Here is a 15,521-nt window from a genome sequence, read left to right on the forward strand (position 1 = left end):
ATTGAATGACTAAACACTTTAGAAAAATTCTTTGTTTTATAAATTTTGAATCTGATATTGAGCATGCAATGGGTATTACAATAAAAAGCCGTAGTGGATGAACTACGGCTTTTTATCAGATCTGTAGAATTAAAGGCGTTTGCGCTTTGCCGCAACAATTTGAGATTGGCGCATACGGAAACCTTCTTTTTGTTGCTCGGTTGTTTTATCAATGCAATATTTACAAGAAACACCATGTTCATAACTTGGAAGAGCAGCTTCTTCTGGAATCAATGGCCAACCGCAAGCGTGACATTTAATATTTTCACCTTCTTGCATGCCATGTGTGACCGCAGTACGTCCATCAAATACGAAGCATTCACCTTCCCACATGCTTTCATCAGCAGGGGTTTCTTCAAGATATTTTAAAATACCGCCTTTAAGATGATATACCTCGTTAAAACCTTCTTGTAAAAGTAAAGAAGTCGATTTTTCACAACGAATACCACCTGTACAGAACATCGCAATTTTTTTGTCTTTATGCTGTTCTAACTCTTTTTTTACATAGTCTGGAAACTCTCGGAAAGTCTCTGTCTTTGGATCTATGGCACCTTTGAATGTACCTGCTTTGTACTCGTAATCATTGCGTGTATCAATTAAAATGACGTCATCACGGGCAATCAATTCGTTCCATTCTTTAGGGTCTAAATAGTGACCTACCAGATCACGTGGTTTGACTTCAACGCCGAGTGTTACAATTTCTTTTTTAAGTTTAATTTTCATTTTTCGGAACGGTTTTTCGGCACTATGAGATTCTTTGTATTCCATTGTGCTGAAGCCTTGATCTAACAAGAATTGATGAATCGTATCAATTGCTTGGCGATCACCTGCAACTGTTCCGTTGATTCCTTCATTCGCTACAATAAGAGTACCACAAAGGTTGATTGTTTTTACCAAGTCTAAGAGACGTTGTTGAAGATCAGCAGGATCTTGAACTTCTTTGAATTGATAAAGTGCGGCAACAACCCAACCAGAGGTCGCTTGCTGTTCTACAGGTGCAAGCTGTTCTACAGTAGCGTTCATGGAGTACTCCAAATATAAAATAGGACAAAATTAAAGGCGGCTATTTTAACGTGATTTGCAAGAATATGCGAGAAAACCCTAGTGTTTGTAGTGCTTTTTTATTCCATGAGAAAAATATGGTTTTTTATACTAAATCTAGTGCTTTAAAATAATTTATATACAATATATAGTATTGCGAAATGATGTTTTATGCTAAAAATCTGTGTGGTTTTGTGGATGTAAGGAGTCTATTTTGAGTAATGAGCGTCGAATACCAACTTTAACACCGTGCGCTGGTCGTTGCTCAACGGTATTTGGTGATTCTGTGTGTCGCGGCTGTCGCCGTTTTAATCACGAAGTCATTCAATGGAACACTTATAATTCAGATCAACGTTTGGCGGTTTGGAAGCGCTTAGATGCGCAGTTAGATCAAATTTTGGTTCCAATGCTTCCACTTGCAGATTTAAGACATATAGAAGGCTTTATTCAAGGCAAACGTATTCGTGTACTGGATTCGGCATCAAAAGGTCGCAAGCTTTATCATGCCTTAAAACTTTGTGAAAAAAATAAGCATTTGGCAGAAGAAAGTGGTTTGGGGATTCAATCGAAACAAGTGAAACCTTTATGGGATGAGTTTGAGCGTCGTGTTTTGGCTTTGGCAACAGCAAGTTATGATTTTGCATGGTTACGCGCAGATGGTATTCGACAGAGTATTTTGCATTTGGAAGATGTTTAGATCTTAACAAAAATACATATTTTAAAAATAAATTAAAGCGACAAAAAATCCCAATTCAACCATTTGAATTGGGATTTTATTATGAAGCACCACAATCTAAATTATGGAGTAGATTTTTAAATATTGTGTTTGAGGCGGTACTGCACCAATTCTTCGATGGTAATGACGGTTAAATGGTGTGTCTGCGCATAAGCAAGCACTTGAATACCAGCTGCCATTGTTCCATCAGGATTGGTGATTTCACAAAGCACACCCGCTGGTTTTAAACCTGCCATACGAGCCAAATCAATTGAACCCTCTGTATGACCACGACGTGTTAATACGCCACCAGCACGACCACGTAATGGGAAAACATGACCAGGACGGTTTAAGTCACTTGCTACAGCACCAGTTTTAATAGCAGCATGAATCGTAGTGGTACGATCTTTTGCTGAAACGCCTGTTGTAACCCCTTGGGCAGCTTCAATGGTCACGGTAAATGCTGTTTTAAATTGACTCGAATTGTCTTGTACCATAGGTGGTAATTCAAGATGGTCAGCGAGTTCATCGGTAAGTGTCAAACAGACAATACCAGAACCATCACGAATCATACGCGCCATGGTTTCAACATTGAGTGTTTCCGCAGCAACAATTAGATCAGCTTCGTTTTCACGATCAAAATCGTCCATGACCAAAACAGGTTTGCCTTGGCGCATATCTTCTAAAGCTTGCTGGATACGTTGTTCTGCTGGAGATAATGCAGAAAAGAAAATTTCAGGTTGAATTAAACTAGACATTGAAACGCTCTCGTAAAAGTGAAAATACGGTTGAACATTTCAGGACATGTGAAATAGTGGCGTTACAAAACCTTTTCCAATAACGAATATTGAAATTTTTAAGCTGTGACGTCGTCTTCTTTCATCCGGACTATACCGTCGGCTTTGGTATTTCACCAAATCTGCGAATCACTGATTTCAAGTGATAGGCTCGTGGGCTTTTGGTTTATGATTAAAAATCAGTCCAATTTACCACCGGTGGGGAATTACACCCCGCCCTGAAGCGATGTAAAGTCATTATAGCCAGTTTTTCTTGGAATGGATGCTTTTTTTAGAATGATGAGTACTATGGTTAGAACAATATTTGCTATAGAAAATAATCAAATTTATACATTATTCAACAGTATCTATCTTCATAGTGATATTCATAAACAACAAACAATAAGTAGGGGGGAGTGCATTGATGAATATACAGCAAGATATATATTCATGGCGGAATGATCATTTCGTTCAACATTTGCAGGTTTTGGGATTTACGCTCATTGCTGTCAGTATTTTGTATTTAACCGCAGCGAATTGGTTTATGTTGCCACAAGCTTTGCAGTTGGCAATTCCGCAAGTCTTATTATTGTTGAGTGCATGCTCAAGTCTGTTCTTTGTTCGACATGATTATTTAGTGCAATGTTTACATACGATTAGTGGCTTAATGATCGGTTTAAGTTTGGCGGTCATCGGTCAAATTTACCAAACGGGAGCGGACAGTTATTTACTGTTTTTGATCTGGTCTATTTTATTGCTTCCTTGGTTATATCGTCACAATATTGGTATTTTTACCTTACTATGTATCACTAGCCAACTCACTTTATTTTTGTTTTTTAAACAAACATTTTGGGCTGATGAATATCCTGTCACATTCATTTTTAGTTTAAATCTTCTTTTATTATTTCAGTTTTATTTTTGTCTTCGTTATTATCAAAAATTACGTTATCTCTTTATCTTAGGGTTTAGCATTCTTTCGATTTGGCATATGGGTTTATTTTTATATGGTGATGGTGAGTTAGCATATGCCACAGCTATGATTTTTACCTTATTAAACGTCAAAATCGCCTATTTGATTTCGTCTTTTTTTCTGCTTTCTGTCGCATTTATTTATTTTTATCGAAAAAAAGATCAACTGTGTAGTGTACTTTCAGCCGTTGGTTTGGGGATTACTTTTACACTGGTGATTTTCAAGTGGATGAATGGCTTTTTTCGAGAATCAGAGGTGCTCGGTTTATTTTTAATCGCATTACTGGTTTTTGCATGGTTTGCACTGATTACTGTTTTATTAATTAAGTTTATTCCTCAAAACAGATTTAATAACATTCCGATCGCTGTAGGCGCATGGATTGCAGGTATTGTATTAGCATCATTGATGCTGACTTTTTGGGGTAATTTTTCCTTAATTATGGGAGCCGTTTTTGTGGTGCTGGCTGCCTTTATTTTAAAAAATAAACACGCTTTATTTTTAAGACAGTTTGCATATTGTATATGGATTGCAGGGCAAAATGCTGTAATTTTCCATAGCTTTGAATTAACAGATCAATTCTTTCCTATTTTCTTTATTCAGCTGGTTATGCTGTCTCTCAGTTATTTTATTCGTAGCCATTGGTTTTTTATTTTTATTCAAATTTTTGTTTTGTACTTATCTGGTATTGCACTGATCTGGGATTTAAGCACGCTATTTGGCGTACATCGTTTCATTGAAAATTTTTCATATTTGACCTTATTGAGTTATGGGTTTTATTTGGCAATGATTTGGGTGCAGCGTGTTCAACATAGTCAATACCAACGAAGTTTAGCTTTGGCTAATTTACTGATTATTCTGTCATCTTTAGGCTTCTATTCACTATTTGGGCAATATGAATTAGAAAAAATCAAATATCTTCCTATTCTGAATTTGGGCTTACCTATTTTATGGTTGGCTTTGTTTATGATGTTGCGGATTCGCAATCAATTTAGCGTGGTTGCCCAAGTCATATTGTTGGCTTTTGCTGCAGTATTGATATTTTATGGTTATTTTGAAATTTTTATCTGTATGGCGATACTTTCATGGGCATTGTCACAGCACGATAAGATCGTCTACGGATTAGCTTTGGTCACTTTGGCTTTGACCTTATGGTTTATTTACTACGCTTTAAATGTCAGCTTCCTGATTAAAAGTCTAAGTATTTTTAGCTCAGGATTATTGTTGTTGGCATTGACTTGGGTGTTACATAAGTTCCAATCAGTAGAGAGGGAAAATACATGAAAAAAATCATTCCTCTTTGTCTTGCTTTAATGAGCATAGTTCTCTTTCTAGTAATTATTTTTAAGAATGAACAGCATTTGAAGAATAGTCAGAGTGTCTATGTTCGTTTACAGCCTGTAGATCCACGTTCCTTTATTCAAGGGGATTACATGGCACTTCGCTATCAGCTTTATTTAGTGCCTCAGGACATAAGACTTCATCCTACAAAACCTACTAATGAAACTACTGAGACAGTCGGTCAGGTGTTTTCAGGGCATTATTATGATGAACGTATAAAAAATAACTCTTCGGTTTTGACCTTTGTAGAATTAGATCAACAGCGTCGAGTGATTCATACTTATTTTGATCCGCCGAAAAATGTAAAAACTACTCGGTTAATATTAAAAAACCCAGATAATCGATATACATCATTATATCCAGCATCAAAAAGTTTCTTGTTCGCTGAAGGTTTAGGGAAATGTTATCAAGCTGCGCAGTATGCAGAATTTAAAGTTGATCAACAGGGTAATACAATCCTTGCATCTCTAAGAGGAGCGCAGTTACAAGATTTGGACTGCGAAAATAAACAACATTGGCGAGATGGATTTAGTCCAGCAAATAAAGCGTTATAAGTTGGTTGGATAACAAAAAACCCGCATTATTGTGCGGGTTCTTAATGCTCTGTTGTTGCTTAAGCAACTTGAACAGGAATACAGTTTGCTGTGTGATTCACCGTATTATCTGGGTTTGCATAAACAAGGCGAGGTTTATGCGCATCTGCTTCAGCGTTGGTAAAGTCACCAAAGGTTGCAATAATCATTAAATCACCCACATCAGCTTGAAGTGCAGCACCACCATTGACAGAAATAATGCCTGAGCCTTCTTCACCACGAATCGCATAAGTTGTAAAACGTTTACCATTGGTCACGTTCCACATATGAATTTCTTCATATTCACGAATACCAGCCAAATCCAAGAGAATACCGTCGATTGCACAAGAGCCTTCATAATGTAGTTCTGCTTGTGTTACAACACAACGATGGATTTTTGCTTTTAATAAACGAGATAGCATAATGCGCGTCTCCAGAGTTGCCCTTACGATTGTTATCTTGCGATGGATCAACAATTTTCAATAGGGGGGATACATTTGAAAGCGCATTTTGCTCTTAAAAATGAATCATAGCAAGAAAAATTGTTGAACAAAGAATGTAAAAATTGAGCTTTGAATTATGGTTTATAAGCATTGATTTGATTCATTGCTTGCTGAATCTCACCATTGACCAATAATTTCGTTCTCGCTAAAGCATGATGTATAGCATCGTCCATCAGTGTTTGTTCACTACTTGGTGCTTTGCCAAGTACATGTCCTGATACTTTTTCTTTTGCGCCAGGATGACCAATACCTATACGAAGACGATGAAAATTAGAACCGATATGTGGAACAATGTCACGTAGACCATTGTGACCACCATGTCCGCCGCCAGTTTTTAAACGAATTACACCTGGATCCATATCCAGTTCGTCGTGGGCGATGAGAATTTCTTCTGGTTTAATTTGATAGAATTTTGCGAAAGGAACAACGCTTTGACCAGAAAGGTTCATAAATGTTGTTGGCAGTAACAGACGAACATCTTGTCCTTCTATATTGCCGCGACCACTGATTCCTTTGTATTTTGAATCAGTTTTTAAAGTTATGCCATATTGCTCTGCAAGGCGTTCAACAAACCAGAAGCCTGCATTATGGCGGGTTTGGGCATATTCAGAACCTGGATTACCCAAACCAACAATCAGTGAAAGTTTACTCACTCATTTACACCATTAAACACTTATGCGCGTTTGAAGTCAGCGTGCATAGGAGTGTTTTTAGATGGGTGACGTTGTAACGCTTGGATTTTAACGCTTTCAACTTTACCATCGATGTTGATTTCAACAACTTCTTCAAAGAAAGCATTGTTTTCTAAAACTTTAACAAGCTCACGAAGTTCTAAAGTTACTGCTACAGGTTCAGCAGCACCACCGTAGATGATTGCTGGAACTTTGTTTTGAAGACGAAGGCGGCGGCTCGAACCTTTCCCTTGAACTGCTTCTTCACGTGCTACTGCATTTAATACGAAGTTTGCCATGATGACATTTCCTCATTGAGTTTAATTGACTGAACTTTCGACCAGTCCAGTGATAGAAAGCCCCACCTAAGGGCAGGGCTTTGAAAATTTTGCGCTATTATAGATAAGAATCAAACATTGCGCTAATAGATTCTTCGTTGTTAATACGACGAATTGTTTCAGCAACCATACTTGCTACTGAAACTTGGCGAATCTTACCAAGTTTTAATGCTTCTTCTGAAAGTGGAATTGTGTCAGTAACAACCAATTCATCAATCACAGATTTGCTTAAATTTTCAAGTGCTTTACCTGAAAGTACAGGGTGTGTTGCATAAGCAACCACTTTACGTGCACCAAAAGTTTTTAATGCATCGGCAGCTTTACACAATGTACCAGCTGTATCCACCATGTCATCCACGATTACACAGTCACGATCACGTACATCACCAATCAAATGCATCACTTGTGATTCATTTGCTTTTTGACGACGTTTATCGATGATTGCAAGATCAATATCACCCATTTGCTTTGCAACAGCACGTGCACGCACAACACCACCAACGTCAGGTGAAACCACCATCAGGTTGTGATGCTGTTGTTGACGCAAGTCAGCAAGTAAAGCAGGTGTACCGTAGATGTTATCTACAGGAATATCGAAGAAGCCTTGGATTTGGTCAGCATGCAAATCGATCATGACAACACGGTCAATACCAACAGTCGTCAGCATATCTGCGACAACTTTTGCTGTAATTGGAACACGAGTTGAACGTGGACGACGGTCTTGACGAGCATAACCAAAGTAAGGAATTACAGCAGTAATACGACCAGCACTTGCACGACGCAATGCATCAGCCATTACCAGGATTTCCATAAGGTTATCATTGGTAGGGGCACAAGTGGGCTGTACGATAAATACGTCTTTACCACGCACATTTTCAGTAATTTCGACAGTGATTTCACCATCAGAAAATTTACCTACAGCAGCAGCTCCAAGAGGAATGTGCAGATGGCTAACGACTTTTTGGGCGAATTGTGGATGCGCAGTTCCACTAAAAACGACAAGATTGGGCATGAAGCACCCTTGGCGGTTGGCAGATTTGAAATTAGATGGCAGGGGCGGCTGGATTCGAACCAACGGATGCCGAGATCAAAACCCGGTGCCTTACCACTTGGCGACGCCCCTAATGCGGCAGAATTTTAGTGTTTTTGCATGTTTCTGTCAAGGTAAATCAACATTAAATGCAAATACCATGTTCTGTCTTTTTTGAGAAAATGGCAGGGGCGGCTGGATTCGAACCAACGGATGCCGAGATCAAAACCCGGTGCCTTACCACTTGGCGACGCCCCTAATTCGATGTTGTATTTAATGGCAGGGGCGGCTGGATTCGAACCAACGGATGCCGAGATCAAAACCCGGTGCCTTACCACTTGGCGACGCCCCTAAAATACAACGATCTACAGGTGAAAAATGATGGCAGGGGCGGCTGGATTCGAACCAACGGATGCCGAGATCAAAACCCGGTGCCTTACCACTTGGCGACGCCCCTATCATTACACTTTAAAATGAGTGAGTGGTGATTCATTCAAACTGTTGACCAAAAAGGCTTTGCAGGGTGAATGATTTAAAATATCATCAATCTTCATTTGTTCAGTGACTTCAACAAAAACACAAGCACCTGTACCTGTAAGCTTTGCTGTACCGAACTGATCTAAATACTGCATTGCTTCATCAACCTCAGGGTATAAACTTCTTGCCAATGGCTCAAAGCTATTTCTGAAATCAGATGGCTTTAGCTGATAGGCGCAAAATTTAGTAGGCTTCGTATCTCTTGTCAATGTTTTTTGCGAAAAAAGTCGTTGAGTGCTGATAAAACAATCAGGTTTTAACACAATGTATTGTTTTTGATCTAAGTCTATGAATGTTAAGTGTTCACCAATACCTTCTGCCCAAGCATTACGACCATGCACAAAGATAGGAACATCTGCACCCAATTTAACGCCAAATGCTGCCAGTTGTTCAGTATTTAACCCACATTGCCACAATTGATTGACCACGATCAATGTAGTTGCCGCATTTGATGAGCCACCACCTAAGCCAGCACCCATTGGAATATTTTTTTCAATACGAATACTTAAGCCACTTGCGTGTTTCGCATAAGGAAGCAGCATTTGTGTAGCTTTGTAGATCAGATTGTGTTGCAGATCGACATTCTCCAATCCCTCAATCACGATTTGATCGGAATCTGTTTGGCTAAATTCTAGCCAGTCATATAAATCAATGAGCTGAAAAATACTTTGCAACTCGTGATAACCGTTTTCACGGCGACCAGTAATATGCAAAAACAGATTCAATTTTGCAGGTGAGGGAACACGAAGCATAGATTTGATTGCCTGATGTTGAGATTTAACGGTTTTGAATCACCATTGTAATACGGTTTTCCTGACCTGATTCAAGTTGTTGCTTTAAAATTAGTTTGTTGGGTAAAGTCGCCTGATGATTATAACTAAAATCTACTGTCCAACCATCTTCAACAATTTGAGTAATACGTTGTGCTGAGTCATGTGCAACTTGTGCATTTTCAGTGGCAGGATAGCCCTGTACCCAGTCAACAATATGCGTGATGGGAGCGACCCAACCGGTGGCTTTTTCAAGAAGTTCTTCTGGGCTTTCAGCTGAAATTAACCCAGTCTTAGAACTGTTTAAAGTCACTTCACCTGATTTTCCTTCAATAATGGTTTTACCAATACCTAAGATACCATTGAGCTGAATATTGAAATCTTGTTGATTTTGCGACCATGTATAGAAAGCACTGCCAGATTGTTTTGGGGTTTTTACCCCAATTTTTCCCTCTAAATTGAATTGATTTGATGGCTTTTGAGTTGAACCATCTGTAGGTACCTGTGTTGGTGTGGTTGGGACAGGCTTAACGACTTGCTGACACCCAGTAAAAACAAGTGTTGCTGTTGCAGTAAGGGCGAAGATGATCTGCTGAATGTGACGCATATAGGCGATTAACTCTTTTTAATATGTTGCGGTAATATTAGTGAATCTAATTGATTTAATTGAGGATCATTTGGATGATTTTGTTTGAGTTGTTGTAACACTTCATTAAATTGTGGCAATGCACCTTGCATATACAAAGACTTTGCATAACGAATCCCAATATTAATACTATGACTCAAACTATAAGCCTTAGAGAGAATATTAGAGGCTGCATCAAAATCATTCTGCAAAAAGGTAATATAGCCCAGAGTATCTAAAATAGATGCTTGATCGGGTGCATATTCTAAAGCATGTTCAGCATAGCGACGTGCTTCGTCTAGACGTCGATTTTGCAAAGCCAACGTATAAGCATAAGCATTTAGATAAGCTGGATTATTGGGTTCTAAATTCAATAGCTGTTTAAGTGCTTTGTCCAGAATATCGCGATTTTCAAAAGGGTCTAGCAATAAAATTTCAGAGTATAAAATTTCGGGGTCGTCGGGCAGATTCTTGACAGCTTCATTAAGCAAACTTAAAGCTGCTTTTTTATTGCCCATACGTTTTAAAATTTCAGCTTGCGCTTGATATAAGAAACTTGCATGTTGCGGATAATTTACACGTTCCTGAGTTAAAAAGCGCAGAGCATCATTCATTTTATTTTGTCTCTCAAAAATCGAGACGAGATTACGACGTGAAACCGTATATAAATTTCCATCTACTAAACGATAATAGGCTTTTGCCGTTTCATCATTTTGCTTACGCTCGGCATTGACTGCTAAATAAAAATAAGCTTCGTTTTGATAGCGAGAGGAATAACGTAATTCCACCAAATACTGTTCAGCTTGATCAAATTTTTTTAAATCAATTGCTGTTAAACCTGCAATAAACAAAGCTTCTTCAGCATCTGGCCAGGTTTGAATTATGGTTTCTAATTTATCTAATGCCAGTTCAGATTGATGGGTTTTAATCAGATATTTAACTTCTGCCAACCGAATGTCATAGTTATATTTATTTTTGCGACTACTACGATTATACCATTTTAAGGTTTCTTCCTGATCGCCTAATGCCTCAAGTAGATTGGCTTTCATAAGAATAAAACCAGTCACTTTCGGGCGTTTTTTCAATGCCTTATTGACTGTTTTAAGGGCTTGTTCAATCTCGTCACTTTGCGCTTCTAAGCCAGCAATTAAGATTAACACGGAAGGGTTATTTTTTTCTTTGCTTGCTCTGAGTGTGCTGAGTAGATTTTGACGGTCAACTTCAGACTCAGGGGCAATTCCTTCTAGAATTTTTTCTAAATCCGCGTTTGGATCGATTGTAAGAATACTGTCGAGCGTTTCAGCAGCCAGTTCATACTCATGTGATTTGAGTGCAATATGTGCCAAATAAAATTTTGCAGGAACATCTTCAGGTTCTTGTACAACCCAATGTGTTGCAATATCTAATGCTGCTTTTAAATCATTTTGCTCAATAGCTACATTGAGCGCACGTTGTTTAATGGTGGTGGAATTACTGCGAATTGCCAACACCGTATAATTGTGCAAAGCAGTTGCTGTATCATTATATGCCAGTGAAAATTCAGCAATGATGCTTTGTTTTAATGCATTTGTATTATATTTTGCATGATAAAATTCTCCAGATGCTCTAATATGAGCACTAGAAGCCATGCTACCAACCAGTAAGAATGTGGTAGAATATTGCTTAATTGTCATGCCGCTTAAGCGGTTGTTTATTTGACGCAAGTTTTCCGAATCCAAGTATGCTTTTTATGACACCGTTATTGCACAATAGCATAAATTTAGCGAAATGATGATCTGATATGTCTTTCTTTGCATTGGGTGTCAACCATCAAACTGCCTCTGTTGAGCTTCGTGAGCAGATCGCTTTTAATCCAGAACGATTAAAAGATTTGCTGACGGAGCAAAGCCACTGCCAAAATTTGAATGATATGGTGGTGGTCTCAACATGTAACCGCACTGAAGTCTACGCCATGGCTGAAAATGCCGATATGGTATTAAATTGGCTCGCCCAAACCAATGGTATTGATGTAAAGCAATTGTCAAATCATGTATATCGTTATGAAAATACAGATGCTGTTTCACATTTGATGCGTGTTGCAAGTGGCTTAGATTCTCTTATGTTGGGTGAGCCTCAGATTCTTGGGCAGGTCAAATCCGCATTATCGATTGCTAAAAATGCAGAAATCGTTTCACAAAATCTCAATCAAATTTTTGAATATGCTTTTTATGCAGCAAAACGTGTGCGCTCTGAAACTGCTGTGGGAAGTCATGCCGTATCGATGGGTTATGCCGTTGCACAGCTTGCTTTACAGGTATTTAGCAAACCTGAAAAACTGACAGTGATGGTGGTTGCTGCAGGTGAAATGAATAGTTTGGTGGCTAAACACTTGGCTGAAATGGGTGTGGCAAAAATTCTCATTTGTAATCGAAGTCGTGAACGTGCAGAAAAGTTAGCACAAGAAATTGCCCATCGTGTCGAAGTAGAAATTATTGCTTTTGATGAACTTGCAACACAACTTTATCGTGCCGATGTGATTTCAAGTTGTACTGGAAGCTTACATCAAGTGATCGCTTATACAGATGTAAAAGCGGCATTAAAAAAACGACGTTATCAACAGATGCTTATGGTCGATTTAGCTGTTCCTCGTGATATAGATCCGAAAGTTGAAAGTTTGGATGGTGTGTATTTGTATGGTGTAGATGACTTACAGAGTGTGATTGATGAAAATCTCGCTCAGCGTCGCCAAGCTGCGGTTGAAGCAGAGGTGATGGTCAATCAACTGGTCACTCAACTGGTTACACACCAGAAAGTCAAAGATGCTGGCAGTACGATTCAGCAATTCCGCGAGCATGGCGAAGAGCAACGTCAAGCAGAGCTTGCACATGCAATAGAGCGTATTCAAGCAGGTGAAGATACCCAACATGTATTAGAAGATTTTGCCCACCGCTTAACCCAAAAACTGTTACATCCTGCCTCAATTCTACTGCGTCAAGCAGCTCAGGATGAAGATCCATCACATTTTGAATGGATGAAAGAAAATATTCAGGATATTTTTGAGCAAGAACGAAAACCTAAAGCAAAATAATGATTTAAGAAAGTAATGTAGTGAAGCTTTTTGCTTCAACAAATATTGTTCATATATACTCGTGTTATCAAATTAGAATACAGAAATTAAAATGCTTAAAACTTTATATTTATTCATATTATTACTGATCTCAATTGAATGTTTCGCAAAGCCTGTAAAAGATAATGACATGCTATTGAAACAAGCAATCCATGATCTACATAACATCTATACTCAGGGAGGAATTTTGGAGGTTATTGATTCTGTCGATGAATGTTATAAGGATCTTCAAAAACCTAAACTGTACTGTTTTTATTTAGACTATTCAGCACGAATATGGGATGCGCTTATGATTGAAAGTTTAAATTCACAAACAAATTCCCTGTATTCAACAAATAAGTTTTTTAGTGATGAAAACTTTCAAGAACGTATATATCTAAATGTTTATAAACCTTATGATTCCTCAATGGAAGAGGCGAACAGTCACATGAATTTTTTGTATTACAAAATAATTGATATGATCAATGAAGAGTTTATAAAACATTAACTATGAACTAACTTTAAACTAATTTGCTTGGTTAATTCATTGAGTTGTTTGCGTAAATTACGAGATTCACTTAATGAGGCTGGTGCTTTAAGTTTTTGCTTTAAATACTTTTCTTGTAATGCCAGAGAGTAGTCCGATGCCAATTTATCCGCCATTTCTGGAGCTTCGGTTAAAGCTTGGATATTGGTTCGTTGCATAATTTCAGACAACTCTAAGTGGTATGCACTGCAAGCACCTAAAATATAATAGGTCGCTAGTTCTTGATCATCGGGTAAATCATCAAAAATACGATCAAATACAGCGAGCACTTTTGCTAACAATTCATCTGGTTGAATAAATGCACGTAACACTTCAAAGTGAATATATAAAAATGGATGTTGCATTAAAATCGCCACTGCAAAGTCTTCGTCTTTGGTGCGAATATTAAATGAGAGTGATGCATCCAAGCTGACTTGCGGTTGCCATTTACGATTGAAGCCTAATTTTTCTTTAAAAAACTGTCTTAACAGATAACGATATGAACCTTGTTTAGGCAATAATTCAGTCAATTGATTCAGTTCTGCCATGACCTGACTTTTTCCTTCAGGGGTGGTGACATCATAATTTTGACTTAATAGTGCAAAGACAAAGTCTGATAATAGCGGTGACTGTTGCCAGATCCGTTGAAAAGTCTCTAAGCCTTCTTTACGAATCAAAGAATCAGGATCATGTTCTTTAGGAAGCACAAAAAATTTAAGTTCACGCCCATCATTCAATAAAGGCAAAGCAATTTCTAAAGTTCGTCGAGCAGCCTTTTGACCTGCGGCATCACCATCAAAGGCGATCGTAATTTGATTGTTCTGTTTAAATAAAATGCTTAAATGGTCTGCATTACTCGCCGTACCCAGTGTTGCTGTTGCTCCAGAGATTCCATTTTGCTGTAAAGCAATAACATCCATATAGCCTTCAACCATGAGCCAGTTTTGGGCACGATCTTTACGTCCTTCATATAATCCATACAGCAGTTGATTTTTATGAAAGACTTCAGAGTCAGGAGAGTTAATATATTTGGGTTTGATTTCGTCATTTAACGCACGACCACCAAAACCAACGACTCGACCTTTACTGTCTCGGATAGGAAATATTACTCGATCACGAAGTAAGTCAAAGTCACGCCCACTATCACTGGTACGAATCAGTCCAAGTAATTTTAGACCTTCAATATCTTGAGGAAATGCTTTTTCTAAATGTTGCCAATCTTCAGGTGCATAACCTAAACGCCAATATTGAATCGTCTCGGTGCTTAAACCGCGATGTCTGAAGTAGTTCTGTGCAACTTTACTATGTGGTAACTGGCGTTCATAAAACTGTGCAATATTTTCGAGCAGGTCGTAAAGATTCCCGTCTTGAGGTGGTTGTACAAATCCGGTTTGATCAAATTGTGTCGGATCAAAATGTTCGGGGTCTGGATACTGGCTAAACGCTTCAAAAGGATCAATCTCAAAAGAAGGAGCGGCTTCTGTATTTTGTTCCTGTGTTTTTGACGCTGCATTTTTATCCTCTTGCGTTTGGGCTTGAGGCTTAACTTGTGGTTTTACAGTTTCGCGTTTATAAGAAAGTTTTTTATTGTCTTGATTATCTTTAGGGAGTTCGATTCCAGCTTGGCTAGAAAGCTCTTTCATGACATCGATAAAGTTTCGATTATCAATATCCATAAGAAAACGAATGGCATTACCATTTGCCTGGCAACCGAAGCAATGATAGTACTGTTTATCACGATATACATGAAAAGAAGGAGACTTTTCCTGATGAAAAGGGCAGCAACCTGAATAGGTACGACCTGTTTTTTTCAATTTCACACGTTGACCAATCAGATCGACAATATCGGTACGATCTAAAATTTGATCTATTGTGTGCTGAGGAATAGCCATAAAATTTAAGTCATATATCGTTTGAAGTCATTTAAAGTTTAACGCAGTTTTAACCTTAAAAATATCCATGAATAAAAAAGACGGGTAAAAACC

The 15,521-nt window shown here is 38.2% G+C and carries 14 protein-coding genes, 4 tRNA genes and 1 riboswitch; of the genes, 4 read left to right on the top strand and 14 right to left on the bottom strand.

Annotated features, from left to right (window positions below):
- Nucleotides 1–129: 129 nt before the first annotated feature.
- On the bottom strand, nucleotides 130–1,062 hold the full coding sequence (trhO, locus tag I9192_RS05240) for an oxygen-dependent tRNA uridine(34) hydroxylase TrhO (protein WP_004828257.1): 933 nt from the start codon (nucleotides 1,060–1,062) through the stop codon (nucleotides 130–132).
- A 232-nt stretch (nucleotides 1,063–1,294) separates the two neighbouring features.
- Between trhO and I9192_RS05245 the strand changes: the two genes are divergently transcribed.
- Entirely contained in the window at nucleotides 1,295–1,777 is a 483-nt protein-coding gene (locus I9192_RS05245) for a DUF1289 domain-containing protein (RefSeq protein ID WP_004828258.1), read from the top strand.
- A gap of 116 nt (nucleotides 1,778–1,893) precedes the next feature.
- On the opposite strand, the gene ribB is transcribed toward I9192_RS05245, so the two are convergent.
- Nucleotides 1,894–2,553 (bottom strand): 3,4-dihydroxy-2-butanone-4-phosphate synthase, encoded by a 660-nt coding sequence (ribB, locus tag I9192_RS05250; protein ID WP_004828260.1) that lies wholly within the window; start codon nucleotides 2,551–2,553, stop codon nucleotides 1,894–1,896.
- Between the two features lie 109 nt (nucleotides 2,554–2,662).
- Nucleotides 2,663–2,821, bottom strand: a riboswitch (FMN riboswitch).
- 171 nt (nucleotides 2,822–2,992) lie between these two features.
- Between ribB and I9192_RS05255 the strand changes: the two genes are divergently transcribed.
- Nucleotides 2,993–4,822, top strand: a complete 1,830-nt coding sequence (locus I9192_RS05255; RefSeq protein WP_026040305.1) for a DUF2157 domain-containing protein — start codon at nucleotides 2,993–2,995, stop codon at nucleotides 4,820–4,822.
- Nucleotides 4,819–5,433 (top strand): GDYXXLXY domain-containing protein, encoded by a 615-nt coding sequence (locus I9192_RS05260; RefSeq protein ID WP_005030740.1) that lies wholly within the window; start codon nucleotides 4,819–4,821, stop codon nucleotides 5,431–5,433. The genes I9192_RS05255 and I9192_RS05260 overlap by 4 nt, the downstream gene beginning before the upstream one ends.
- Before the next feature lie 59 nt (nucleotides 5,434–5,492).
- On the opposite strand, the gene panD is transcribed toward I9192_RS05260, so the two are convergent.
- From panD to I9192_RS05315, 11 genes are all read right to left on the bottom strand, one after another.
- Complete coding sequence (gene panD / locus I9192_RS05265) at nucleotides 5,493–5,873, bottom strand: aspartate 1-decarboxylase (protein ID WP_004722504.1); 381 nt, start codon at nucleotides 5,871–5,873, stop codon at nucleotides 5,493–5,495.
- Between the two features lie 155 nt (nucleotides 5,874–6,028).
- A complete protein-coding gene (pth, locus tag I9192_RS05270) occupies nucleotides 6,029–6,607 on the bottom strand; it encodes an aminoacyl-tRNA hydrolase (RefSeq protein WP_004828267.1) in 579 nt (192 codons plus the stop codon).
- A 20-nt stretch (nucleotides 6,608–6,627) separates the two neighbouring features.
- Nucleotides 6,628–6,924: a 50S ribosomal protein L25 gene (gene rplY, locus I9192_RS05275; protein WP_004828269.1), complete on the bottom strand. Its 297-nt coding sequence runs from the start codon at nucleotides 6,922–6,924 to the stop codon at nucleotides 6,628–6,630.
- 97 nt (nucleotides 6,925–7,021) lie between these two features.
- Nucleotides 7,022–7,975 (bottom strand): ribose-phosphate pyrophosphokinase, encoded by a 954-nt coding sequence (locus I9192_RS05280; protein ID WP_004828271.1) that lies wholly within the window; start codon nucleotides 7,973–7,975, stop codon nucleotides 7,022–7,024.
- A 36-nt stretch (nucleotides 7,976–8,011) separates the two neighbouring features.
- Nucleotides 8,012–8,086 (bottom strand) — tRNA-Gln (locus tag I9192_RS05285).
- 90 nt (nucleotides 8,087–8,176) lie between these two features.
- Nucleotides 8,177–8,251: transfer RNA gene (locus I9192_RS05290), tRNA-Gln, on the bottom strand.
- Between the two features lie 19 nt (nucleotides 8,252–8,270).
- Nucleotides 8,271–8,345 (bottom strand) — tRNA-Gln (locus tag I9192_RS05295).
- A 30-nt stretch (nucleotides 8,346–8,375) separates the two neighbouring features.
- Nucleotides 8,376–8,450: transfer RNA gene (locus I9192_RS05300), tRNA-Gln, on the bottom strand.
- Nucleotides 8,451–8,454: 4 nt separating this feature from the next.
- Entirely contained in the window at nucleotides 8,455–9,282 is an 828-nt protein-coding gene (ispE, locus tag I9192_RS05305) for a 4-(cytidine 5'-diphospho)-2-C-methyl-D-erythritol kinase (protein WP_200150171.1), read from the bottom strand.
- A gap of 25 nt (nucleotides 9,283–9,307) precedes the next feature.
- Nucleotides 9,308–9,907: a lipoprotein insertase outer membrane protein LolB gene (lolB, locus tag I9192_RS05310; protein ID WP_005030735.1), complete on the bottom strand. Its 600-nt coding sequence runs from the start codon at nucleotides 9,905–9,907 to the stop codon at nucleotides 9,308–9,310.
- An 8-nt stretch (nucleotides 9,908–9,915) separates the two neighbouring features.
- Nucleotides 9,916–11,628 carry a tetratricopeptide repeat protein gene (locus tag I9192_RS05315; protein WP_005030733.1) on the bottom strand — a complete coding sequence of 571 codons (1,713 nt, stop codon included), beginning with the start codon at nucleotides 11,626–11,628 and terminating at the stop codon, nucleotides 9,916–9,918.
- Nucleotides 11,629–11,705: 77 nt separating this feature from the next.
- Here I9192_RS05315 and hemA point away from each other — a divergent pair, with 77 nt between their 5' ends.
- Complete coding sequence (hemA, locus tag I9192_RS05320; protein WP_005030732.1) at nucleotides 11,706–12,992, top strand: glutamyl-tRNA reductase; 1,287 nt, start codon at nucleotides 11,706–11,708, stop codon at nucleotides 12,990–12,992.
- 522 nt (nucleotides 12,993–13,514) lie between these two features.
- Here hemA and I9192_RS05325 read toward each other — a convergent pair.
- Complete coding sequence (locus I9192_RS05325; protein ID WP_005030729.1) at nucleotides 13,515–15,428, bottom strand: DNA primase; 1,914 nt, start codon at nucleotides 15,426–15,428, stop codon at nucleotides 13,515–13,517.
- Between the last annotated feature and the right edge of the window lie 93 nt (nucleotides 15,429–15,521).

The sequence above is a fragment of the Acinetobacter bereziniae genome (assembly GCF_016576965.1).
GTDB classification, from domain to species: domain Bacteria; phylum Pseudomonadota; class Gammaproteobacteria; order Pseudomonadales; family Moraxellaceae; genus Acinetobacter; species Acinetobacter bereziniae.

Coding starts and splice junctions, on each gene's coding strand:
- ispE (WP_200150171.1), bottom strand. CDS start 9,282: ATGCTTCGTGTTCCCTCACCTGCAAAATTGAATCTGTTTTTGCATATT.
- I9192_RS05260 (WP_005030740.1), top strand. CDS start 4,819: ATGAAAAAAATCATTCCTCTTTGTCTTGCTTTAATGAGCATAGTTCTC.
- hemA (WP_005030732.1), top strand. CDS start 11,706: ATGTCTTTCTTTGCATTGGGTGTCAACCATCAAACTGCCTCTGTTGAG.
- panD (WP_004722504.1), bottom strand. CDS start 5,873: ATGCTATCTCGTTTATTAAAAGCAAAAATCCATCGTTGTGTTGTAACA.
- rplY (WP_004828269.1), bottom strand. CDS start 6,924: ATGGCAAACTTCGTATTAAATGCAGTAGCACGTGAAGAAGCAGTTCAA.
- ribB (WP_004828260.1), bottom strand. CDS start 2,553: ATGTCTAGTTTAATTCAACCTGAAATTTTCTTTTCTGCATTATCTCCA.
- trhO (WP_004828257.1), bottom strand. CDS start 1,062: ATGAACGCTACTGTAGAACAGCTTGCACCTGTAGAACAGCAAGCGACC.
- lolB (WP_005030735.1), bottom strand. CDS start 9,907: ATGCGTCACATTCAGCAGATCATCTTCGCCCTTACTGCAACAGCAACA.
- I9192_RS05280 (WP_004828271.1), bottom strand. CDS start 7,975: ATGCCCAATCTTGTCGTTTTTAGTGGAACTGCGCATCCACAATTCGCC.
- I9192_RS05325 (WP_005030729.1), bottom strand. CDS start 15,428: ATGGCTATTCCTCAGCACACAATAGATCAAATTTTAGATCGTACCGAT.